19 protein-coding genes are annotated in these 21,573 nt (G+C 73.5%); 14 read left to right on the top strand and 5 right to left on the bottom strand.

Annotation, left to right across the window (positions count from 1 at the left end; genetic code table 11):
• Positions 1 to 108: 108 nt before the first annotated feature.
• Positions 109 to 1,125: a magnesium and cobalt transport protein CorA gene (locus tag ACTHLI_RS10655; RefSeq protein ID WP_440183426.1), complete on the bottom strand. Its 1,017-nt coding sequence runs from the start codon at positions 1,123 to 1,125 to the stop codon at positions 109 to 111.
• A gap of 75 nt (positions 1,126 to 1,200) precedes the next feature.
• Here ACTHLI_RS10655 and ACTHLI_RS10650 point away from each other — a divergent pair, with 75 nt between their 5' ends.
• From ACTHLI_RS10650 to ACTHLI_RS10620, 7 genes are all read left to right on the top strand, one after another.
• Positions 1,201 to 2,286: a type III polyketide synthase gene (locus ACTHLI_RS10650; RefSeq protein WP_440183424.1), complete on the top strand. Its 1,086-nt coding sequence runs from the start codon at positions 1,201 to 1,203 to the stop codon at positions 2,284 to 2,286.
• On the top strand, positions 2,283 to 2,858 hold the full coding sequence (locus ACTHLI_RS10645; protein ID WP_440183423.1) for an isoprenylcysteine carboxyl methyltransferase family protein: 576 nt from the start codon (positions 2,283 to 2,285) through the stop codon (positions 2,856 to 2,858). The genes ACTHLI_RS10650 and ACTHLI_RS10645 overlap by 4 nt, the downstream gene beginning before the upstream one ends.
• Entirely contained in the window at positions 2,855 to 3,349 is a 495-nt protein-coding gene (locus ACTHLI_RS10640; RefSeq protein WP_440183422.1) for a GNAT family N-acetyltransferase, read from the top strand. The genes ACTHLI_RS10645 and ACTHLI_RS10640 overlap by 4 nt, the downstream gene beginning before the upstream one ends.
• A gap of 35 nt (positions 3,350 to 3,384) precedes the next feature.
• The gene (dinB, locus tag ACTHLI_RS10635) at positions 3,385 to 4,635 is read left to right on the top strand and encodes a DNA polymerase IV (protein WP_440183420.1); all 1,251 of its coding nucleotides are present in this window, start codon (positions 3,385 to 3,387) and stop codon (positions 4,633 to 4,635) included.
• A 4-nt stretch (positions 4,636 to 4,639) separates the two neighbouring features.
• A complete protein-coding gene (locus tag ACTHLI_RS10630; RefSeq protein ID WP_440183419.1) occupies positions 4,640 to 6,583 on the top strand; it encodes a hypothetical protein in 1,944 nt (647 codons plus the stop codon).
• 52 nt (positions 6,584 to 6,635) lie between these two features.
• Positions 6,636 to 7,475, top strand: coding sequence for a DUF4397 domain-containing protein (locus tag ACTHLI_RS10625; RefSeq protein ID WP_440183417.1), 840 nt, complete (start codon positions 6,636 to 6,638; stop codon positions 7,473 to 7,475).
• A 65-nt stretch (positions 7,476 to 7,540) separates the two neighbouring features.
• Positions 7,541 to 8,143: a sortase domain-containing protein gene (locus ACTHLI_RS10620; RefSeq protein ID WP_440183416.1), complete on the top strand. Its 603-nt coding sequence runs from the start codon at positions 7,541 to 7,543 to the stop codon at positions 8,141 to 8,143.
• A 20-nt stretch (positions 8,144 to 8,163) separates the two neighbouring features.
• Here the strand turns inward: ACTHLI_RS10620 and ACTHLI_RS10615 are convergent, their stop codons facing one another.
• The 4 genes from ACTHLI_RS10615 to glgX form a co-directional block, all read right to left on the bottom strand.
• Positions 8,164 to 9,375: an NAD(P)/FAD-dependent oxidoreductase gene (locus ACTHLI_RS10615; protein WP_440183414.1), complete on the bottom strand. Its 1,212-nt coding sequence runs from the start codon at positions 9,373 to 9,375 to the stop codon at positions 8,164 to 8,166.
• Between the two features lie 170 nt (positions 9,376 to 9,545).
• On the bottom strand, positions 9,546 to 11,294 hold the full coding sequence (gene treZ, locus ACTHLI_RS10610; RefSeq protein WP_440183413.1) for a malto-oligosyltrehalose trehalohydrolase: 1,749 nt from the start codon (positions 11,292 to 11,294) through the stop codon (positions 9,546 to 9,548).
• A complete protein-coding gene (gene treY, locus ACTHLI_RS10605; RefSeq protein ID WP_440183411.1) occupies positions 11,291 to 13,609 on the bottom strand; it encodes a malto-oligosyltrehalose synthase in 2,319 nt (772 codons plus the stop codon). The genes treZ and treY overlap by 4 nt, the downstream gene beginning before the upstream one ends.
• Before the next feature lie 10 nt (positions 13,610 to 13,619).
• Positions 13,620 to 15,842, bottom strand: coding sequence for a glycogen debranching protein GlgX (glgX, locus tag ACTHLI_RS10600; RefSeq protein WP_440183410.1), 2,223 nt, complete (start codon positions 15,840 to 15,842; stop codon positions 13,620 to 13,622).
• Positions 15,843 to 15,926: 84 nt separating this feature from the next.
• On the opposite strand from glgX, the gene ACTHLI_RS10595 reads away from it, so the two are divergent.
• The 7 genes from ACTHLI_RS10595 (at position 15,927) to ACTHLI_RS10565 (ending at position 21,565) form a co-directional block, all read left to right on the top strand.
• Positions 15,927 to 16,247 (top strand): spore germination protein GerW family protein, encoded by a 321-nt coding sequence (locus ACTHLI_RS10595; protein WP_440183409.1) that lies wholly within the window; start codon positions 15,927 to 15,929, stop codon positions 16,245 to 16,247.
• Positions 16,248 to 17,738: a molybdopterin-dependent oxidoreductase gene (locus tag ACTHLI_RS10590; RefSeq protein WP_440183408.1), complete on the top strand. Its 1,491-nt coding sequence runs from the start codon at positions 16,248 to 16,250 to the stop codon at positions 17,736 to 17,738.
• A 168-nt stretch (positions 17,739 to 17,906) separates the two neighbouring features.
• The gene (locus ACTHLI_RS10585; protein WP_440183407.1) at positions 17,907 to 18,518 is read left to right on the top strand and encodes an ECF transporter S component; all 612 of its coding nucleotides are present in this window, start codon (positions 17,907 to 17,909) and stop codon (positions 18,516 to 18,518) included.
• Positions 18,515 to 19,945 (top strand): ABC transporter ATP-binding protein, encoded by a 1,431-nt coding sequence (locus tag ACTHLI_RS10580; RefSeq protein WP_440183406.1) that lies wholly within the window; start codon positions 18,515 to 18,517, stop codon positions 19,943 to 19,945. Before ACTHLI_RS10585 ends, ACTHLI_RS10580 begins: the two co-directional genes overlap by 4 nt.
• Positions 19,942 to 20,700: an energy-coupling factor transporter transmembrane component T family protein gene (locus ACTHLI_RS10575; protein ID WP_440183405.1), complete on the top strand. Its 759-nt coding sequence runs from the start codon at positions 19,942 to 19,944 to the stop codon at positions 20,698 to 20,700. The genes ACTHLI_RS10580 and ACTHLI_RS10575 overlap by 4 nt, the downstream gene beginning before the upstream one ends.
• Positions 20,697 to 21,290 carry an ATP-binding protein gene (locus tag ACTHLI_RS10570; RefSeq protein ID WP_440183403.1) on the top strand — a complete coding sequence of 198 codons (594 nt, stop codon included), beginning with the start codon at positions 20,697 to 20,699 and terminating at the stop codon, positions 21,288 to 21,290. Before ACTHLI_RS10575 ends, ACTHLI_RS10570 begins: the two co-directional genes overlap by 4 nt.
• Entirely contained in the window at positions 21,287 to 21,565 is a 279-nt protein-coding gene (locus tag ACTHLI_RS10565; RefSeq protein WP_440183401.1) for a hypothetical protein, read from the top strand. The genes ACTHLI_RS10570 and ACTHLI_RS10565 overlap by 4 nt, the downstream gene beginning before the upstream one ends.
• Positions 21,566 to 21,573: the final 8 nt, after the last annotated feature.

The raw sequence follows: 21,573 nt of genomic DNA, 5'->3' as shown, positions 1-21,573 counted from the left end.
AGCATGGCGCTCACGGGCGCCGACAACACCCTCCGGGCCTGCATCGTGGTGTGACGGCCAGGTGCGATGCGACGGGTATCCTGCGCGCCGTATCCCCTTCGAATCGCACTAGAGCCAGTTCCTGCGCTTGAACGTGACGTAGAGCACGACGCCGAGCGAGACCATCAGGAGCAGCGCGACCGGGTAGCCGAACGGCAGCGCGAGCTCGGGCATGACGTGGAAGTTCATGCCCCAGATCGACGCGAGCAGACCGGGGAAGAACCCGATCGCCGCCCAGGACGACACCTTCTTCACCTGGTTGCCCTGCTCGTAGGTGTCGCGGGCGAGCTGCTCGATCTGGTCGTTCTGCCGCTGCCCGACGAGCGTCGCGCTCACCGTCAGCGCGTTCTGCAGCAGGACCCTGAACCCCTCCACCCGCTCCTGGATCCGCGTGACGTGGTCGAGCACGTCACGCAGCCCGCGCCGCACCTCCAGGAGGTCCTCGCGGCCGTCGATCTCCGCACGGAGCTGCTGGAGCACCCCGCTCAGCGGAGCGATGGCGCGCTGGAACGTGATCACCTCCCGCGTCAGCTCGTAGATGCGCTGCGAGACGCCCTGGTCTCCTCCGAAGAGCTGATCCTCGATCTCGTCGATGTCGTTCTCGAGCCCGTTCACGACGGGGACGTAGTCGTCCACGACGCGGTCGGCGATGGCGTAGAGCACCGCGAGCGGCCCCCGCGCGAGCAGCTTCGGCTCCTGCTCCAGGCGTGCGCGGACGGCCCGCAGGTCGGGCGCCTCCGCGTGCCGCACCACGACGACGGAGTCGGCGCCGACGAACAGGTCGACCTCGCCGAAATCGACCCGTTCCTCCGAGTCGATGTACCTGGCGTGCCGGAGCACGACGAACCGGTCGGTGCCGTACCGCTCGAGCTTCGGCCGCTGATGCCCCTCCTGCGCGTCCTCGACGGCGAGCGGGTGGAGGGAGAACTCGTCCGCGACCGCGTGCAGCTCCGCCGGTTCCGGGCGGTACAGGCCGATCCAGCCGAAGCCGCCCCGGTCGCGGACGAGGTCGTACGTCTCGGAGAGTCCGACCGGGTCGGCCGTCCGCCGCCCGTCCACGTAGACCGCGTTGTCGATGATCGGCACGAGCGGAGACTAGTGAGGCTGCCAACCCGGAGGGCGGACGCCGGGCCCCGCGATTTCCCGGGTACCGTTCGACGCGTGTCCCGGATCGCCGCGGTCGCGACGGCGCTGCCGTCGCACCGCTACCCCCAGCAGGCGATCACCGACATGCTCGCCCCGATGGTCGCGCGCGATCCACGCAGGCAGGCGCTCATGCGCCGCATGCACGCCTCCTCCCACGTCGACACGCGGCACCTCGTGCTGCCGCTCGAGGACTACCGCGACGCGCTGACCTTCGGGCAGACCAACGACCGGTTCGTCGAGGAGGTGACGGCGCTCGCGGCGACCGCGGTGGCCGGCGCGCTCGAGGAGGCGCGGGTGCGCGCGGACGAGGTCGACCTCATCGTCTTCACCTCCGTCACCGGTGTCTCGGCACCGAGCGTCGACGCGCTGCTCGTCCCGCGCCTCGGCATGCGCGAGGACGTGAAGCGCATGCCCATGTTCGGTCTCGGCTGCGTGGCGGGCGCCAGCGGCATCGCCCGCGTGCACGACTACCTGGAGGGGCACGCGGACGGCGTCGCGCTGCTCGTGTCCGTCGAGCTGTGCTCCCTCACGGTCCAGCGCGACGACGACTCGATGGACAACCTCGTCGCGAGCGGCCTCTTCGGCGACGGCGCCGCAGCCGTCGTGCTGGTCGGTGCAGCCCGCGCCGCCGGCGTCGCCGGCCCGGACGTGGTCGCGACGCGCAGCCGGCTCTACCCGGGCAGCCGGGACGTGATCGGGTTCCGGCCGAGCGAGACGGGGTTCCGCGTGATCCTCACCGCCGGGGTCGTGGAGGTGATCGACGCGAACTTCGCCGCGGACGCGACCGCCTTCCTCGCGGCGCAGGGCCTCGGCGTCCCCGACGTCGGCACCTGGATCGCGCACCCGGGGGGCCCGAAGGTGCTCGACGCGTTCCAGCGCGGCCTCGGTCTGCCGGAGGGGGCGCTCGCGCGCAGCTGGGCGTCGATGGCGAGGGTGGGCAACCTCTCCTCCTCGAGCGTGCTGCATGTGCTCGCCGACGAGCTCCACGCGGATCGCGCGGCGTCCGGCTACGGGCTGCTGTTCGCGCTCGGGCCGGGCGTGAGCGCGGAGTTCGTGCTGCTGCGCTGGCCGGAACCGGCCGAGGCGCTGGCCGCGGCATGAGCGCCGAGCTGCTCGCCGGCTCGGCCGGCTGGTGGGCGGCGTACACCGCGTATCTGCTGCTGCTCGCCGGGACCGTCGCCGAACGACTCGTCGAGCTCCGCCTGTCGGCGCGGAACGCCCGGTGGGCGCTCGCCCGCGGCGGTCGGGAGAGCGGCCGCGGCCACTTCCCGCCGATGGTCGCGCTGCACACCGCCCTGCTCGCGGCCTGCGCGATCGAACCGCTGCTCGCCGGCCGCCCGTTCCTCGCGGCGCTCGCGATCCCGTCCGCCGTGCTGGCGCTCGCGGCGCAGGCGCTGCGCTGGTGGTGCATCCGGACGCTCGGGCCGCGCTGGAACACCCGGATCGTGGTCGTGCCGGGACTTCCGCTCGTGCACCGGGGGCCCTACCGCCTGCTGCCCCACCCCAACTACGTCGCCGTCGTGCTGGAGGGGATCGTCCTCCCGCTCGTCGCGACGGCGTGGGTCACGGCCGCGGCCTTCACGGTGCTGAACGCCGTGCTGCTGCTCGGGTTCCGCATCCCCGCGGAGGAGCGCGCGCTCGCCGAGGCGAGCCCGACGGGCGCGTCGCGATGACCGTGTTCGCGGTCCGGGAGGTGGAGGAGCGCGACTGGGTGCGCCTCCGCGCCCTGCGGCTCGAGATGCTCGCCGACACCCCGATCGCGTACCTCGAGACCCTCGAGACGGCGGAGGCGCACCCGGTCTCCCACTGGCAGCGCAGCGCCAGGGGCCGCCCGGGGAGCGTGAAGCTCGTCGCGGAGCGGGAGGACGGCCGCTGGCTCGGCACGATGACCGGGATCATCGCCGAGGGCGTGCCGACGCTCGTCGCCGTCTACGTCGCGCCCGACGTGCGGGGTGCCGCCGCCGGGGTCACCGACGCGCTCCTCGCCGCGATCGAGCGCTGGGCGGCGCAGCACGGCGATCAGCTGCGGCTCGAGGTCAACGAGCTGAACGGCAGGGCGATCGAGGCGTACCGGCGCCGCGGGTTCGTCCTCACCGGCAGGACCACGCCGTACCCGCTCGACCCGCCCTCGCTCGAGCTGGAGATGGTGAAGCAGGTCCGCTGAGGCGCGGCGTCGGATCCGCCCGCGAGAATGGGGGCATGACGGCGAAGGGCGGCGAGGGGCAGCGGCAGGTCTCCGCCGCCGACGTCGACAGCACCCGCGCCACCGTCCTGCACGTGGACATGGACGCGTTCTTCGCCTCCGTCGAGCTGCTGGAGCACCCCGAGCTGGTGCACCGGCCGGTCATCATCGGTCACGAGGGCGGACGCGGGATCGTGAGCTCCGCCAACTACGCGGCCAGGCGCTACGGGATCCGGTCGGCGATGCCGGTCGCCCGTGCGCTCCGGCTCTGCCCGAACGCGGTGGTGCTGCACCCGCACTACGAGAAGTACCGCGACGCGTCCGCCGAGGTGATGCGCATCTTCCACGACGTCACCCCCGTCGTCGAGCCGCTGTCGATCGACGAGGCCTTCCTCGACGTCGCGGGCGCGGTGCGCCTGTTCGGGCCGCCCGCGACGATCGCGGCCGATCTGCGGGCGCGGGTCCGGCGCGAGACCGGCCTGACCTGCAGCGTGGGGGCTGGGGCGACGAAGTTCATCGCGAAGCTCGCGTCGACGCGGTCGAAGCCCGACGGGCTGCTCGTGGTGCCGCCCGAGCAGACCCTCGACTTCCTGCACCCCCTGCCCATCGGGGCGATCTGGGGCGTCGGACCGGCGACCCGCGAATCGCTGGAGCGCCGCGGCGTCCGCACGGTCCGCGATCTCGCCGAGACCCCGAAGCACGTGCTCGAGGGCTGGGTCGGCGCCGCGGCCGGTGTGAAGCTGCACGATCTCGCGTGGGGCCGGGACGCCCGACGGGTGAGCACGGCGAGGGCCGACAAGAGCATCGGTCACGAGAACACGTTCGGCACGGACGTCAGGGACCTCCCGACCCTGCGTCGGGAGCTGCTCGATCAGGCGGACCGGGTCGCGGTCCGGCTCCGCAAGGGCGGATGGCGCGCTCGGACGGTGTCGCTGAAGGTGCGGTTCGCCGACTTCACCACCATCACCCGCTCCCGCACCCTGCCCGAGGCGACGGACCTCGCGAGGCGCATCCACGAGGAGACCCTCGCGCTGCTCGACGCGGCCGAGCTGCGCGGCCGCGCGGTCCGGCTGCTCGGCACCCGCGGCGAGCAGCTGGTGCGGGCGGAGGACGAGCTGCTCGGGCTGTGGAGCGATCAGGAGCAGTGGCGGGGCGCGGAGACGGCCGCCGACCGGGCGGCCTTGCGCTTCGGCCGCGGAGCGGTGCTGCCCGCAGCGCTCCTGGAGCGGCAGCCGGGCCGCGAGCGGCTCGCCGCCACCGAGGGCTGACCGCGTGGAGGAGCAGGGGCGGCGACGGGAGACGTCGCGGCATCGGTCCGCGTCGCGGTTCACGATCCCGCGGCCCGAGGGACGCGCTGCGACCGTGCTCGTCCCGCTCGTCTCCCTGCTGCCGCCGATCGTCGCGCTCGTCCTCGTCCAGTCGCTGAGCCCTGCGGCGCAGCGCGTGCCGACCGGGGCCGCGCGCTTCGACCTCGCGGGCGCGTGGCTCGCCACCGAACCGGGCGCGCTCGCGGGCACCACGTCGTGGTTCGTCGCACCGACGCTCGGCCGGCTGCAGCTCGGCGTGCTCCTGCACGCGCTGCAGGGCGGCGGGGCGCAGAGCGTGCTCGCGGCCGCGCACGGCGCCGTGCTGCTGCTCGCCGTGGCGCAGGCCGGGCTGCTCTGGTGGGTCCTGCGCCGCCTGGGCGCAGGCGGGGTCGCGGCCGGCCTGGCGACGGCGGCCTTCGGCATCGCGCCCGTCGCGGTCGTGGCCCACACCGCGATCTCCGCGACCGCGTTCGCGGTCGTCTGGGGGCTGCTGGCGGCCGGCCTCGCGATGGGCAGGGGACCGGGATCCCGGCTCGCCGGAGGCGCGTTCGGTGCGCTCGCCGTCGCCTCCGCTCCCGGGGTCGCTGCGGTCGTGGTCGCGATCGGCGTGCTGCTCGTACTGCGCTGGCGCGGACGCGAGGCCGGCCGCGGCTGGTCGCATCCCGCCGTCGAGGTGGGCGGCGGCTTCGTCGCGGCCGCGGCCGTCCTGGCCCTCGCGATGGCGATCACCGCGGCACTCCCGGCCACCGCTGCGGCCGCCCGACTCGACGCCCTGACCGCCGCCCAGGGCACCGGACCGACCGGCGGCGGTGCGGCCTTCGTGCTCTGGTGGCAGGCGGATCCGTTCGGCGCGGTCGTCGCGGTCGGCGCCGTGCTGCTGACCGCACTCGTCGTCCGCGACCGCGCCGTGACCACGCTCGTGCTCGTCGCTGCGGCCGTCGCGGTGTGGCCGGAGGGCGGGGACGCGGTCGCCCCGCTGCTCGTCCTCCTCCCGCTCGTCGCGGTCGCGGTCGCACGCTCGGTCGACGTCGGCATCGCCGCGCTCGGTCACCCGCTGTTCGTCCGCAGCGTGCTCGGGTCGGGCTGGCTCATGGGCGTCGGCGCGCTCCTGGTCGTCTCGGTCACCGTGTGGGTGCTCGGGCTCGGGACGCTCGTGAGCGGACGGAAGCAGCCCGTCGCCGAGGTCGAGCGATGGGTGGCGAGCAGCGTGCCGGCCGGGCAGACGGTGCTCGTCGGGCTCGCCCTCTACCCCGACCTCGTCGGCACGACGAGGGCCGACGTGCAGTGGTACGGGGGAGCGGCGGGCGGAGGGACCGTGCCGAGCTCGGTGCCGTGGACCAGGGCCGACTACGTGGTGGTGGACACGTCGCTACCCGAGCGGCCGAGCGGCGCCGCGGCGACCGTGCTCGGCCGCTCGCTCGCGGTCGCGCGCTTCGGATCCGGACCGGCCGCGATGACGGTCCGCGCGGTGCGGCCGACCACCGGATCCGCCGCGCCGGCCCCGCCGACGACCGCCGCGGGCCGTGCCGCCGCAGCGGCGCGCGCGACCATCGGCCGGCAGCTCGCGGCGAACCCGCGCGTGGAGGTGACGGGGCAGGACCGCTCGCTGCTCCTCGCGGGCGACGTCGATGCGCGGATCGCGATCGTGCTGGCCCAGTTCGTGACCGCCCACAGCGTGACCGTCAGCGGGTTCGGCACCGCGAAGGGCGACACCTCCGGCGTGCGCAGCACCGTCACCATCAGCGCGATCGACGGACGGCCCGTCCCCGCCGACGGCACGAAGACGGGCGTGCTCCTGCGCTTCCTCTCGAACCTGCGCGGCGACTACGCGACGCGCTCGATCGACGCGACCGACTCCGGGATCACCGCGGCCTTCGCGCCGAGACCGGACTTCACCCCGAACGCCTGACCGCCCCCGCGTTCGGCGGACGTGGAGGCGACTGGTCCACACTCCTCACCCGATGAAGCGAATCCGCCCCCTCCTCGCCGCGCTGGCCATCGCGCTCCTGGCCGCCGCGCTGCCCGCTGCACCCGCGACGGCCGCCTCCCGGGACGGCTGGGTGCGGCTCGCCCACATGTCGCCGGACACGGCCGCCGTGAACATCACGCTGTCGAGCCTCTCCGGCAACGTGACCCTGTTCCGCATGCAGAACGTCGGATACGGCGCCGTCTCCCCGTACATGCGGCTGCCGCAGGGCACCTACGCCCTCGCGATGGTCCCCACCGGCTCCAACGACCCGAACGCGACGCCCGTCGTCAGCGGATCGGTGCAGGTCACCGCGGGCAAGGCGGAGACGCTCGCGGCGATCGGCAAGAACGCGCACCTGAAGACGATCGAGTTCACCGACGACCTGAGCGCCGTGGCGGGCGGCGAGGCCCGCGTGCGGATCGTCCAGGCCTCCGTCATGCACCCCTCCGTGGACGTCAAGGCGGGCTCGACCACCGTGGCGAGCGGTGCGGCGTTCGGCGACGTCACCAAGTACGTCACCGTGCCCGCCGGTTCGGAGTCGTTCACGCTCGGCAGCGGTTCGGACGCGCAGACCGTCACCGAGCGGTTCTCGGCGGGCAGCTCCCACACGCTGTTCGTGATCGACGACGCCAAGGGCGCGCTCACCGTGTCGCCCGCGCTCGACAGCGCGGCGTCCACCGTCACGCCCGTGGGGTCGCTCGCGGCCGGCGGCGGCGGGCTCGCGGACGGGACCGCGGAGCTCGCGCTGCTGCTCGCGGCGGTGGCGGCGGCCGCCGGTCTCGCCGGGTTCGGCGCGATGGCCAGACGGCGCGGCGAGGTGCAGCACTCCTGAGCGGGCGTCTCCGGCTCCTCACCGCCCTCGTCGTCCTGGTGCTGGCGATGGGAGGCGGAGCCGCGGTGACCTGGCACGGCGTGGTGGAGCGGCGGGCCGCCGCGCAGCAGGCCGCCGTCGACCGCGCCCGCTTGGCCGCGATGACCGCCGCGGAGCGGCGTCAGGCCCGCGGCGGCACCAACGGGTTCCAGAATCCCGTCGTCACGGCGCCCCCGACCAGGAGCACCGCGAGACCCTCGCGCCTCCTGATCCCGAAGATCGGGGTCGACACCGGTCTCGAGAACCTGCATCAGGACGCGCGGGGCGTCCTCGTCGCGCCCCAGTACGCGGACACGGCCGGGTGGTGGTCGAAGGGCGTCGTGCCGGGCGACGTCGGTGCGGCGGTGATCGTCGGGCACCTCGACACGATCCTCGGACCCGCGGTGTTCGAGCACCTGCAGGAGCTGCGGCCCGGTGACGTGATCGAGATCCGCATGTCCGACGGCCGTACCCTCCGGTTCTCGGTGGACGGCAGCCATGTGGTGCAGAAGGCGCTGTTCCCGAGCAAGGAGGTCTACGGCGCGACGCCGGATGCGCAGCTGCGCCTGATCACGTGCAGCGAGCCGTTCGACCCCGTCGCCCACAGCTACACCGACAACCTCGTGGTCTTCGCGACGCTGCGCTCCTGACCGACCACCCCGCACCTCCGTCAGGTGAGCGTGCGCTTCGCGAGCTCCTCCCGCGTGAACCGGGTCGGCTCGGCGAGGGTCTCCTTCGCGCCGTCCCGCGCCGCGGGCTCGGCGTCGGAGGAGTTCCCCCAGAGCAGCACGCCGCGGACGGCGTCCCCGTCGAGGTAGTAGACCGTGCCCTTCACCCCGGGCTCCGCCCAGGCGGCGACGGTCTCGAGCGACGCGTCGAGACTGCCGACGGCCTCGTACCGGTGCCCGAAGACCATCGAGTAGAAGTAGGGCGTGTAGGTGAACGGCGTCTCGTCCCCGACCATAGCGCGGCCGGCGGCCCGTCCCTGCTTGCGGGCGAGGTCGACGTGCTCGATCCGCTGCCGCCCGAGCAGCGCGTCGGGGTAGCTCGCGACGTCGCCGGCGGCGTACACGGACGGGTTGCTCGTCCGCAGGTGCGCGTCGACGAAGATCCCGTCCTCGACCGCGAGCCCTGCGGCCTCGGCGAGTGCGGTGTTCGGCGTGATGCCGAGCCCGAGCACCACCACGTCCGCTTCGATCCGGTCGCCGGCCTCCGTCGTCAGCACGACACCGTCCTCGGTGGCGGTGCCGGAGGCGACCCGCGTCTCCGGCACGATCTCGACGCCCGCGTCCTCGAACCACCCCTGGAACCGGCGCGCGAGCGCAGGGGGCAGCACGGTGTCCCGGAGGACGGTGTCGGGGGTCACCAGCGTGACCCGGCAGTCGTTCTGCACGAGCGCCGCGGCGATCTCGGTGCCGATGTAGCTGCCGCCGACGACGGCGACGTGAGGCCGTTCCTCCGCGAGCGACCGGAGGTGGCGGTAGTCGGCGAAGGTGCGGAAGTAGATGACGCGGTCGCCGGCAGGCAGGTCGAGGGTCTTCGGTGCGCCGCCGGTCGCGAGCAGGAGAGCGCCGTACTCGACGGTCTCGCCGGGCGTCTCGACGCCGCCGAACCGCACGGTCTTCGCCTCCGGGTCGATGGACTCCACGGTCACGCCGGTGCGGATCTCCGCCCCCGTCGCCTCGGTGCCGAGCGGCACCTTGTCCTCCGTGAAGCTCGGGTCGATCCACAGCAGCTTCGAGAGCGCGGGACGGGTGTACGGCTCATCAGGGTCGTCGCCGAGGATGAGGATCGCGCTGTCGGGATCGAGCTCGCGGATGCCCTTGGCCGCGGCGTCCGCGATCATCCCGCCGCCCACGATCACGTACTCGTACCTCGTCATGGCGCGAGCCAACCAGCCCCGTCTGGATGCCGTGTGAAGGCTCATCGCCCGCGCCGGGCCCGTCGGCTCCGGCAGCTGCTGGCGGTTCCGGCAGCGGTTCGCGGCCCGCAGTGCTGCCGGAACCGACGAGGTGTGCCGGAACCGACCGCAGCCGGTGCCGGTCCGGCGGGCTAGCGGGCCGGGGCCACGAGCACGGCGGCCGAGTCCGCGGGCAGCGTCAGCGATCCCTCGGACAGCGCGACCCCGTCGGCGGTCGCGAGCTCGAGCGCGCCCTCGACCGAGACCACGACCTCCTCCTCGCCCAGGTTCGCCGCGACCGTCACGGCGCCACGCCGCAGGACCAGCACGTCGGCCTCGTCGTCCGCGGCCGCCTCCACGGTGGTGAAGCGCGGGTCGGTGAGGTCGGCGAGGCCGCGGCGCAGCGCGATCAGCCGCCGGTGGAGCTCGAGGAGCTCCGCGTGGTGGCCGCCGGAGGGTTCCGACCAGTCGAGCTTCGATCGCCGGAACGTCTCCGGATCCTGCGGGTCCGGCACGTCGTCGGGGTTCCAGCCCATCCTGGCGAACTCCTCGATGCGCCCCTTCGCGGTGGCCTCGCCCAGGTCGTGCTCCGGGTGCGAGGTGAAGAACTGCCACGGCGTGCTCGCGCCCCACTCCTCGCCCATGAAGAGCATCGGGGTGAACGGCGTCATGAGGTTCAGCACGGCGCCGACGGCGAGCCGGGCTGGGGAGAGGGTCTGCGAGAGCCGGTCGCCCGCCGCGCGGTTCCCGATCTGGTCGTGGTCCTGCGCGAAGGTGACGAGCCGCCCGGTCGGCATGGTGAGGCGGTCGATCGGCCGCCCGTGGTGCCGCTCGCGGAAGCTCGACCAGGTCCCGTCGTGCACGAACCCGTGGGTCATCGCGCGGGCGAGCACCGAGAGCCCGGCGAAGTCCTCGTAGTAGCCGGTCGTCTCGCCGGTGAGCGCGACGTGCAGCGCGTGGTGGTAGTCGTCGCTCCACTGGGCGTCGAGCCCGTACCCGTGCGCCTCCCTGGAGGTGATGAGCCGCGGATCGTTCATGTCCGACTCGGCGATCAGCGTGAGCGGACGGCCCTGGTGCGCGGACAGCGCGTCGACCTCGATCGCGAGCTGCTCCAGCACGTGCTGCGCGCGGTGGTCGACGAGCGCGTGCACCGCGTCGAGCCGCAGCCCGTCGACGTGCATGTCCGACAGCCACATCAGCGCGTTGTCGACGATGTACCGGCGCACCTCGTCGGAGCCCGGACCGTCGAGGTTGATCGACGTGCCCCAGGTGTTCGAACCGCCCTCGGAGAGGTAGGGCCCGAACTCGGGGAGGTAGTTGCCGGAGGGGCCGAGGTGGTTGTAGACCACGTCCTGGATCACGGCCAGGCCCCGGGCGTGCGCCGCGTCGACGAACCGCTGGTACGCCTCCGGGCCCCCGTAGGTCTCCTGCACCGCGTACCAGAGCACGCCGTCGTAGCCCCAGTTCCACCGCCCGTTGAACGCGTTGACGGGCAGCACCTCGACGTGGGTGACCCCGAGCTCGACGAGGTGGTCGAGGCGGTCGATCGCCGAATCGAGGGTGCCGTCCGGGGTGAAGGTGCCGATGTGCAGCTCGTAGACCACCCCGCCGGCGAGCGGGCGGCCCGTCCAGGCCGCGTCCGTCCAGCCGAACGCGGTCGCGTCGAACCGCTGCGAGAGCTCGTGGACGCCGTCCGGCTGCCGCCGGGACCGCGGATCGGGTCGCGGGCTGCGCTCGTCGTCGACGAGGTAGCCGTACCGGGCGTCCGCCGGCACGTCGGCGACGTCGGGCGTCCACCACCCGTCGTCGCCACGCGTCATGGGGTGCGTCTCGTCCCCCAGCCGGAGCCGGAGGCGGGAGGGCTTCGGGGCCCAGACCGCGAGCGGATGCCGTTCGGTCACTGCAGGCCTCCCACTTCGATGAGGAGCGCGACGGGGTAGTGCTCGAGCACGTCCGCGACGCGCAGCACGCCACCGGGGTAGTCGCGCCCGGTCAGCACGTCGAGCACCGGCGCGCTGCCGACGTCGAGTGTCGTGTCGCCCCAGCCGCCGCGCTCGGCGAGCCCGACCGGCAGCCGCGTCGCGAGGGCGATCGCGCCGCCGCGGTCGAACGCGACGAGGTGGTCGGCCGCGTGGCCGGTCGCCGTGAGCGGGACGTAGTCGGTGAACAGCTCGGGCCGGTCGCGGCGCAGACGCAGCGTCTTCGCGACCACGAGCAGCTTCGCGGCGCCCGTCTCGTCGATGTCCGGCAGCGCGCCGGCGTCGATCTGGGCCAGGAGCTCGCGACGCTTCGCGAAATCGACGGGGCGGCGGTTGTCCGGATCGACGAGGCTCTGCTCCCACAGCTCACTGCCCTGGTACACGTCCGGCACCCCGGGCGCTGCGAGCTGCAGCAGCTTCATGGACAGCCCGTTCGACCACCCCGCCGGGTTGAGGCGGGTCGCGATCCGCTCGATGAGCTCCGCGACCGTCTCGTCGTCGTAGACCGCATCCACCGCGGCGGCGAGGCGCTTCCCGAACTCCTCGTCCGGGTCGGTCCAGCTCGTCGAGACGCCGGCCTCCTTGGACGCCTTCTCGGCGTAGGCCTGCAACCGGTCGCGCTCGATGGGCCACGCGCCGACCGTGGACTGCCAGAGCAGGTCGGCGAAGGCGGGGTCGCCGAAACCGTTGATGCGCTCGAGCGTCGCCAGCGCGTCGGCCCATTCCTTCGGGGCCTCGCTCAGCACGTCGATGCGGGCCCTGACGTCCTCGCCGCGCTTCGTGTCGTGGGTGGTGAGCGTCGTCATCGCGGCCGGCCACGCGGCCTGGCGTGCGGCCTGCCGCTCGTGGAAGCGCTCGGGCGACTCCGCGAACACGTCCGGATCGCCGCCGACCTCGGTCAGGCTGGCGAGCCGGGTGAAGCGGTAGAAGGCGCTGTCCTCGACGCCCTTGGCCATGACCATCCCGCTCGTCTGCTGGAAGCGCAGCGCGACCGCGGTGGACGGGTCCCGGAGGAGGCGGGAGGCGGCCTCCAGCTCGTCGGCGAGATCCGGTCGCCGGCGCTTCGCGTCCGCGACCGCGGCGTCGAGCGCCTCGACCCCGTGCGGGAGGTAGCTGCGGTACACGGGGAAGCAGGTGAGCAGCTCGGCGAACGCGTCCGCGAGGCGCTCCTGGTCCACGTCCGCCAGGCCGGCCGTGCGCACGAGGCGCAGCACCTCGGAGTGCAGGATGCCGTCCGCGACCTCGCGCTTCGTGGTGTGGATCAGCGCCTTCCAGTCGATCGGGCCGTCGAGCCTGGCGGCGAGCACGGTGAGCGGTCCTTCGCCCGCCGGGTCGATGAGCACCCGGTCGAAGTCGCCGAGCGCGTCGTAGCCGGTCGTGCCCGCGGTCGCCCAGTCGTCCTGCAGCGCCTCGTCGCCCTCGAGGATCTTCTCGACGAGCACGTACCGGCCCCCCGTCGCCTCGGCGAGCGCGTCGAGGTACCCCTTCGGGTCGGCGAGCCCGTCAGGATGGTCGATCCGCAGGCCGTCCGCCAGCCCGTCCCGGACCCAGCCGAGGATCGTGCGGTGGGAGGCGTCGAACACCTCCGGCACCTCCACCCGGATGCCGGCGAGCGTGTTCACCGCGAAGAACCGGCGGTAGTTCAGGTCGAAGTCCGCGCGGCGCCAGTCGATGAGCTCGTAGTGCTGCCGCGCGTGCACCGTCCGGGCGTCGGCCCCGTCGTCCGCGGTCCCGGGCGCGATCGGGTACTCGTTGTCGAAGTAGACGACCCGGTCGCCGCGGATGCGGAGGTCCGTGAGCGCGTCGGCGCTGCCGAGCACGGGGATCCGGAGCTTGCCGCCGCCGAAGTCCCAGTCGATGTCGAACGCGTCCGCGTACCGCGAGGAGCGACCGTGGGTCAGCACGTCCCACCACCACGCGTTCCTCGCCGGGGTCGCCACGCCCATGTGGTTCGGCACGATGTCGATGAGGACGCCGAGCCCCTTCGCGTGCGCGGCTCCCGCGGCCTCCACGAGCCCTTCGTCGCCGCCCCGTGCCGGGTCGACCCGGTCGTGGGAGATCACGTCGTACCCGTGATCGGAGCCCGGCTCGGCCTCGAGCAGCGGCGACAGGTACACCCAGTCGGCGCCGAGGTCGGCGAGGTAGTCGGTCAGCTCCGCGACCGAGTGCAGGTCGAACGCGCCGGTCACCTGCACGCGGTAGGTGGAGACGGGGGAGGGGGTGGAGGGGTCGCTCACGGTCCTGCTTCTACTTCTTGTCGGGCTTGATGGTGGAAGCGACCTGCGCCGCGATCTGCCCGGTGGCGGTCGAGTTCGCGAGGACCGCGAGGGACGCTGCGACGGAGTGGTCGGGCTCGAGCTCGACCGCCTGGTGCGCCTGCAGCACGACGAGGGACCGCGCGTCGAGCATCAGCTGGTTGCCCGCCTTGAGCGGCCCGCGGTCGGTGTTCCTCCCGCTCGTGTCCACGACGACGTCCCAGGAGGTGCCGTACGTGCGCGACGGCAGCTTGCAGCGCACGGTGTCGTCCGCGGCGCTGAAGTACAGGAGGAAGTCGACGTCGACCACGTACTCGCCGCGCGCGTCCCGGTCCCGCAGGCCCTGACCGTTCAGGAACACCCCGACCGCTCGACCGAACCCGCTGTCCCAGTCGTCGGGCTGCATCTCCGTGCCGTCGGGGCGCAGCCACACGATGTCCCGCTTCGGTGCCCCCTCCTCGCTGCGGCGCGGGCGGCCGTCGAAGAACCGGGCCCTGCGGAAGATGGGGTGCTCGCGGCGGAGCCGGGAGACGGCCGCGGTGAACTCGATGAGCGGCTGGTCCGCGAGGTCCCAGTGCACCCAGGAGATCTCGTTGTCCTGCGCGTACGTGTTGTTGTTGCCGTGCTGGGTGCGCCCGAGCTCGTCGCCGTGGAGCAGCATCGGCACGCCCTGGCTGAGCAGCAGCGTCGCGATGAAGTTGCGCTGCTGCTTCGCGCGGAGCGTCAGCACCTTCCGGTCGTCGGTGTCCCCCTCCACCCCGCAGTTCCAGGAGCGGTTGTGCGACTCGCCGTCGTTCCCGTTCTCGCCGTTCGCCTCGTTGTGCTTCTCGTTGTAGGAGACGAGGTCGCGGATCGTGAAGCCGTCGTGCGCGGTGACGAAGTTGATGGAGGCGACGGGACGGCGGCCGTCGTTCTCGTAGAGATCCGCGGAGCCCGTGATGCGGGCGGCGAACTCGCCGAGCGTCGAGGGCTCGCCGCGCCAGAAGTCGCGGACGGTGTCGCGGTACTTCCCGTTCCACTCGGTCCACTGGGGAGGGAAGTTGCCGACCTGGTAGCCGCCGGGGCCGATGTCCCACGGCTCGGCGATCAGCTTCACCTGGCTGACGATCGGGTCCTGCTGCACGAGCTCGAAGAAGGTCGACAGCCGGTCGACCTCGTAGAACTCCCGCGCGAGCGTCGCGGCGAGATCGAAGCGGAAGCCGTCCACGTGCATCTCGGTGACCCAGTAGCGCAGCGAGTCCATGATCAGCTGCAGCGCGTGCGGGTGCCGGACGTTCAGCGAGTTCCCCGTGCCGGTGTAGTCCATGTAGAACCGCTTGTCGTCGTCGACGAGGCGGTAGTACGCGGCGTTGTCGATGCCGCGCATCGACAGGGTCGGCCCGAGGTGGTTGCCCTCCGCGGTGTGGTTGTAGACGACGTCGAGGATCACCTCGATCCCCGCGTCGTGCATCGTCCTCACCATCGACTTGAACTCCTGCACCTGCTGCCCGAGCTGCCCGGCGGAGGCGTACTCGTTGTGCGGCGCGAAGAAGGCGACGGTGTTGTACCCCCAGTAGTTGCGGAGGCCCTTGTCGAGGAGCGTCGAGTCCTGCACGAACTGGTGCACGGGCATCAGCTCGATGGCGGTGGCGCCGAGCTTCTGCAGGTGCTCGATGACGTGGGGGTTGGCGAGTCCCGCGTACGTGCCGCGCTCCTCCTCCGGCACGTCCGGGTGCAGCTCCGTGAGCCCCTTCACGTGCGCCTCGTAGATGAGGGTCTCGTTGTACGGGGTCTTCGGCGGCCGGTCGCCGCTCCAGTCGAAGAACGGGTTCACGACCACCCCGAGCATCACGTGCGCCGCGGAGTCGTCGTCGTTGAAGGAGTCCGGGTCGCCGAACGTGTACGAGAACAGCGCCTGATCCCAGTCGTAGGCGCCGACGGTGGCCTTCGCGTACGGGTCGAGCAGCACCTTGCTCGGGTTGCAGCGCAGCCCTTCGCTCGGCTCGTATGGGCCGTGCACGCGGTAGCCGTAGCGCTGCCCCGGCTGGATCTGGGGCAGGTAGGCGTGCCACACGTGGGCGTCGACGTCGATGAGGTCGACCCGGGTCTCGGTGCCGTCCTCGTCGAACAGGCACAGCTCGACGCGCTCCGCGACCTCCGAGAAGAGGGCGAAGTTGGTACCGCTCCCGTCGAACGTCGCGCCGAGGGGATAGGCGGTGCCGGGCCAGGTCTGCAAGGAGTCTCCTTCGTGGCGGGGGCGCATGGTCGGCGACGAGGGTATCGGCGGTGCCCTTGAAGATCCGAGCGCTACCGTGCGGACATGAGTTCGCTGCCGGTCCGTCTCGCGGACACGATGAAGCAGTTCGGCGTGCACGTCGCCTACGGCGAGGAGCGCGAGGTCGAGGGCACCACGCTCCTGCCGGTGGCGCTCGTCACCTTCGGGTTCGGCGCAGGCGGGGATGACGAGGACAACGGGGGAGGTGGAGGCGGCGGCTCCGTGATCCCCGTCGGCGCGTACGTCGGCGACAGCCTGGGGGTGCGCTTCCAGCCGAACCCCGTCGCGCTCGCCGCGGTCGCGATCCCGCTCGTGTGGGTGTCGGGCAAGGCGCTCGCGCGGATCGTGAAGGCGTTGAAGCGCTAGGTGCCGGCTCGGGGTCGCGCCGCGATCGCCGGCGTCGGTGCCGCGTCCGCGGCGCTCGGCGCGGGTGAGCTCACGGCGGCGGTGTTCCACGCCACCGCGAGCCCGCTGCTCTCGGTGGGCTCGCTCGTCGTCGACCTCACACCGCCGTTCCTGAAGACGGCGGTGATCGCGGCGTTCGGTACCGGCGACAAGCCGTTCCTGATCGCCGTGCTGCTCGTGCTGGTGCTCGCGCTCGGCGCCGTCGCCGGGCTCGCCCAGGCGTGGCGCCCTCCTGCCGGCGTGCTGCTGGTGGTGCTGGCGGGCGTCGTGGCCGTGGGAGCGGCGATCACGAGGACCGGGGCGACACCGGTCGACGCGGCGCCCTCGATCGTCGCCGCGGTCGTCGGCGGCGCCGTGCTCGCGCGCCTGGTCCGCACGATCCCGACGCAGGGGCGCAGAGCGTTCCTGCGCGGCGCGCTGGTCTCGACCGTGCTCGGCGTCGTCGCGGGTGCCGGTGCGCGGGCGCTGACCGCCGGGCAGCGGGGCACGCAGCAGGCGATCGACGCGGTGCGGCTCCCGACCCCGACGGCGACCGTCCCGCCTCCGGCCGCCGCGGACTCCTTCGACGTGCAGGGGCTCACCCCGCTCGTCACCGCGAACGCGGACTTCTACCGCATCGACATCGCGCTCTCACCGCCCGCGGTCGATGTCGGCTCGTGGCGCCTCGAGGTGACCGGCGAGGTCGAGCGGCCGTTCTCGCTCAGCTACCGCGAGCTGGCCGCCCTCCCGATGCATGAAGCGCCGACCACGCTGATGTGCGTGTCGAACGAGGTCGGCGGCACCCTGAACGGCACGGCCGTGTGGCTCGGCACCTCCGTCCGCGACCTGCTCGCGAGGGCGCGGCCGAAGGCGGGCGCGGACATGGTGCTCTCCTCCGGTGCGGACGGCTTCACGGCGAGCACGCCGCTCGCCGTCCTGCAGGATCCGGGGCGCGACAGCCTGCTCGCGATCGGGATGAACGGCGAGGCGCTGCCGCAGCTGCACGGGTTCCCCGTCCGCATGGTCGTGCCCGGCCTGTACGGCTACGTCTCGGCGACGAAGTGGCTGACGCGCCTCGAGGTGACGCGGTTCGATCGCGCCACCGCGTACTGGACGACCCGCGGGTACAGCGCGCAGGCGCCCGTCAAGGTGTCGAGCCGCATCGACCGCCCGCAGACCGCCACGCCGGCCGGCATCGTGACCGTGGCCGGGGTTGCGTGGGCGCAGCACACCGGGATCGCCCGCGTGCAGCTGCAGATCGACGGCGGGCCGTGGCGGGATTGCGAGCTGGCGGGGGACTGGTCGGTCGACGTCTGGCGGCAGTGGCGCTACCGCTGGCAGGCGGACCGGGGCAGCCACGTCCTCCGGGTGCGCGCGACCGACGCGACCGGACTGGTCCAGACCGCCAGGCAGACGCCGGAGGCGCCGAACGGCGCGACCGGTCTGCACACGGTCCAGGTCTCCATCACCTGACGCTATGGTGGGCCCGACACGGGAGTCCGGTGAGCCGGGCTGAGAGGAAGCTGCTCCAAGCTTCGACCGTGGGGACGGCCGCGAGACCGGACCCCGCACCTGATCCGGATCATGCCGGCGCAGGGAGACTCTTCACACCGCCCGTGCTCGCATCGAAAGACGGGCACCATGACCAGCACCACCCCCACGACCGCTCCGCGGCGGTCCCTCTCCTGGCGCGTCGTCGACATCGTCGTCGCCAGCGTCGTCGCCGTCGCCTGCTCGGTGATCTTCCTCGCCTGGATCCCGCTGTCCGCCGGCCCCACCACCCTGCTCAAGCCGTTCCTGCCCGGTGTCCAGGGGATCCTGAACGGCCCCTGGCTGATCGCGGGCCCGCTCGCGGGGCTCATCGTGCGCAAGCCGGGCGCGGCCGTCTACGCCGAGTTCGTCGCGGCCGCGATCGAGCTGCTCGTCCTGCCCGCGTACGGCGCGAGCGTGCTCCTCTCCGGTGTCGTGCAGGGCCTCGGCGCCGAGCTCGTGTTCGCCGTCCTCGCCTATCGCGCGTTCGGTCCCGTGGTGGCGCTGCTCTCCGGAGCCGCCGCCGGACTCGCCGAGACGTTCCTCGACGTGCCCGTCTACTACGGCGGAGGGACCGCCGAGTTCTGGCTCGTCTACGGGATCACGACGATCGTGTCCGGTGCGGTGATCGGGCTCGTGTGCGCGCCGCTCGTGCGCGCGATCGCGGCCACCGGTGTGCTCGACCGCTTCGCGAGCGGCCGCGCCGCTCGACGAGCGGTGTGACCGCCGCGCGCATCGAGGCGCGCGGCTGGGGATGGCGCCACGGCGGCCGCCTCGCCTGGGCCGTGCGGGACCTCGACCTCACCGTCGAACCCGGTGAGCGCGTGCTGCTGCTCGGCGCATCCGGCAGCGGCAAGTCCACGCTGCTCGCCGCGCTCGCCGGCGTGCTCGGCGACGATCAGGGCGAGGAGACGGGCGAGCTGACGGTGGGCGGCGCACGGCCGGCCGCCGGTCGGGCGGGGTTCGTGCTGCAGGACCCGGAGTCGCAGGTGATCCTCCCGCGCGTGGGCGACGACGCCGCGTTCGGCGCGGAGAACCTGGGCGTCCCCGTCGACGAGATCCACCGCCGCGTCCCGGCTGCGCTCGCCGAGGTCGGGCTGGACGTGCCGCTGCACGCGGAGGCCGGCGCCCTGAGCGGCGGCCAGAAGCAGCGCCTCGCGCTCGCCGGGGTGCTCGCGATGCGGCCGGGGCTGGTGCTGCTCGACGAACCCACCGCCAACCTCGACCCGGCCGGGGTGGAGGAGGTGCGGGACGCGGTCGTCCGCGCCGCCCGCACCTCCGGCGCGACGCTGGTGGTGGTGGAGCACCGGGTCGCGACCTGGCTGGCGCACGTGGACCGCGTGGTCGTGCTCGGGCCGGACGGCGTGCTCGCCGACGGCCCGGCGCGGGCGGTGCTCGAGGCGGAGGGCGCCGCGCTCGCCGCCGCGGGCGTGTGGGTGCCGGGGTACGACCCCGTCGTCGACGTGGCTGCCGCGGCGGGGGAGGCGCTCATCCGCTCCGAGTCCCTGGTCGTCGGACGCGGGCGCCCGGTCGCATCCGTCGGCGAGCTGGCGATCGACGGCGGCCTGCTCACCGCGGTCACGGGTCCGAACGGCGCAGGCAAGACCACGCTCGCCCTGACGCTCGGCGGTCTCCTGCCGCCGGTCGCGGGGCGCGTCGGCCCGACGCACGCGCTCGCGGGCGGCCTGCGCGGCGAGCCGGTGCGGTGGCGCTCCCGCGACCTGCTCACCCGGATCGCGGTCGTCTTCCAGTCCCCGCAGCACCAGTTCCTCGCCCCCACCGTGCGGGCGGAGCTGGGGGTCGGCCTCCGCGCGCTCCGGGTCCCGGAGGCGCGGCGCGAGGCCCGGGTGGAGGAGCTGCTCGACCGGCTCGGGCTGACCGCGCTCGCGGAGGCGAACCCGTTCACGCTCTCCGGGGGGCAGCAGCGGCGCCTGTCGGTGGGGAGCGCACTGGCCGCTGCGCCCCGGCTGGTGGTGCTCGACGAGCCCACGTTCGGTCAGGACGCACGCTCCTGGGCAGGGCTGGTCGGGCTGCTCGCGGATGTGGTCGCGGACGGCACCGGGGTGACGGCGGTGACCCACGACCCGCTGCTCGCCGCCGCGGCGCACCGCACCGTCCGGGTCGGCGGCAGGAGCGAGGTCGCCGCATGATCCGGGTCGCCCGGGTGAACCCGCTCACCGCGATCGGGGTCGTGCTGCTCGTGGACCTCGTGCTGCTGCTCAGCCTCGACGCCGTGACCGCCGCCGCGGCGATCGTGCTCACCGCGCTCTTCGTCCCGCTCGCGGGGCTGCCGCTGCGGCGACTCGCGGGCCGCACGGCCGCGGTGGCCGGCGCCTCCCTGCTCGTCGCCGTCACGGTCGTGCTCTACGGGCGGACCTCCGGCGCCGTGTACCTGTCCTTCGGCCTCGCGGAGGTGAGTCAGGGCTCGATCGCGCTCGCCGTCGCGACCGCGCTCCGTCTGATCGCCGTCGCGCTGCCCGCGGTCGTGCTGCTCACCGACCTCGACGCGACCCGCCTGGCCGACGCGCTCGGGCAGCGGCTGCACCTCCCGGACCGGTTCGTGCTCGCCGGCCTCGCCGGGGTCAGGCTGTTCGAGGTGCTCGGGGACGACTGGCGCACGATCGCGCTCGCCCGCAGGGCCCGCGGCGTCGGCGACCGAGGGCGGATCCGGCGGTTGCCCGGCCAGACCTTCGCGCTGCTCGTCGTCGCGATCCGCCGCGCCGTCGCGCGCGCGACGGGGATGGAGGCGAGGGGGCTCGGCGCACCGGGCCCGCGGACCTGGTCGCGTCCGTCGACCTTCGGCGGCGCGGACCTCGTGGCGCTGCTCGCGGGGCTCGCCGTCGCAGGCGGCGCCGTGGCGGTCGGCCTGGCTGCAGGCACCTACCGGTTCGTGTTCGTCGCATGAGCCCCGTCGCCGCGCTGCAGGAGGCGCTCGCCGCGCTGCGGCGCGGGCCGAGCCCGACGGTGCTCGTCGACGGTCGCAGCGGGTCCGGCAAGACGACCTTCGCCGCGACCCTCGCCGCCCGCGGTCGCGCGACCCTCGTGCGGCTCGACGACGTCTATCCCGGCTGGGACGGGCTGGACGCCGCGTCGACGGCGACCGTCGCCGGCCTGCTCGCGCCGCGCGCTGCCGGCGTCCCTCCGGCCATCCGGCGGTGGGACTGGGAGGCCGACCGGCCTGCCGGCGTGCGGCGGCTGCGGCCGGCCGGACCCCTGGTGGTGGAGGGGTGCGGTGCCCTCTCGCGGGCCTCCCGTCGGTTCGTCGCGCTCACGATCTGGGTGGAGCTGCCCGGGCCGGAGCGCCGGGTCCGGGCGCTCGCGCGCGACGGCGCCGCCTACGCCCCGCACTGGGAGCGCTGGAGCCGCCAGGAGCGACGGTTCATCGCCAGGGAGGACCCGCGCTCCGCGGCCGACCTGCTGGTCGACGGCCGCGAGTTCCCATGGCGGGCGTTCAGCGCTCCTGCGGCGGATCCTCACTATCCTCGGACGCCATGAGCGACACCCCCACCGAACGCGCCAAGTACGTCGCGGAGTACCTCGACGGTCCGCTGGAGGGCACCACCGAGCACCGCTACCTGGAGAACGGCGAGATCGAGCAGCGGGTCACCCAGTACGCGCTGGTCGACGGCACCGATGCGATGTTCGAGTACGTCGCCGGCGAGACGCGGGAGCTGAACGGCGAGCACTACGTCAAGTACTCGTTCGACCAGAAGGACAGCGACCCCCTGCAGGGCCAGGCCGACCCCGACGAGGAGTCGAAGCACCTCTGACGCCGGAG

Source organism: Amnibacterium sp. (assembly GCF_051956055.1).
Taxonomy (GTDB): domain Bacteria; phylum Actinomycetota; class Actinomycetes; order Actinomycetales; family Microbacteriaceae; genus Amnibacterium.
This window is presented reverse-complemented; position numbering and strand designations above follow the sequence as displayed.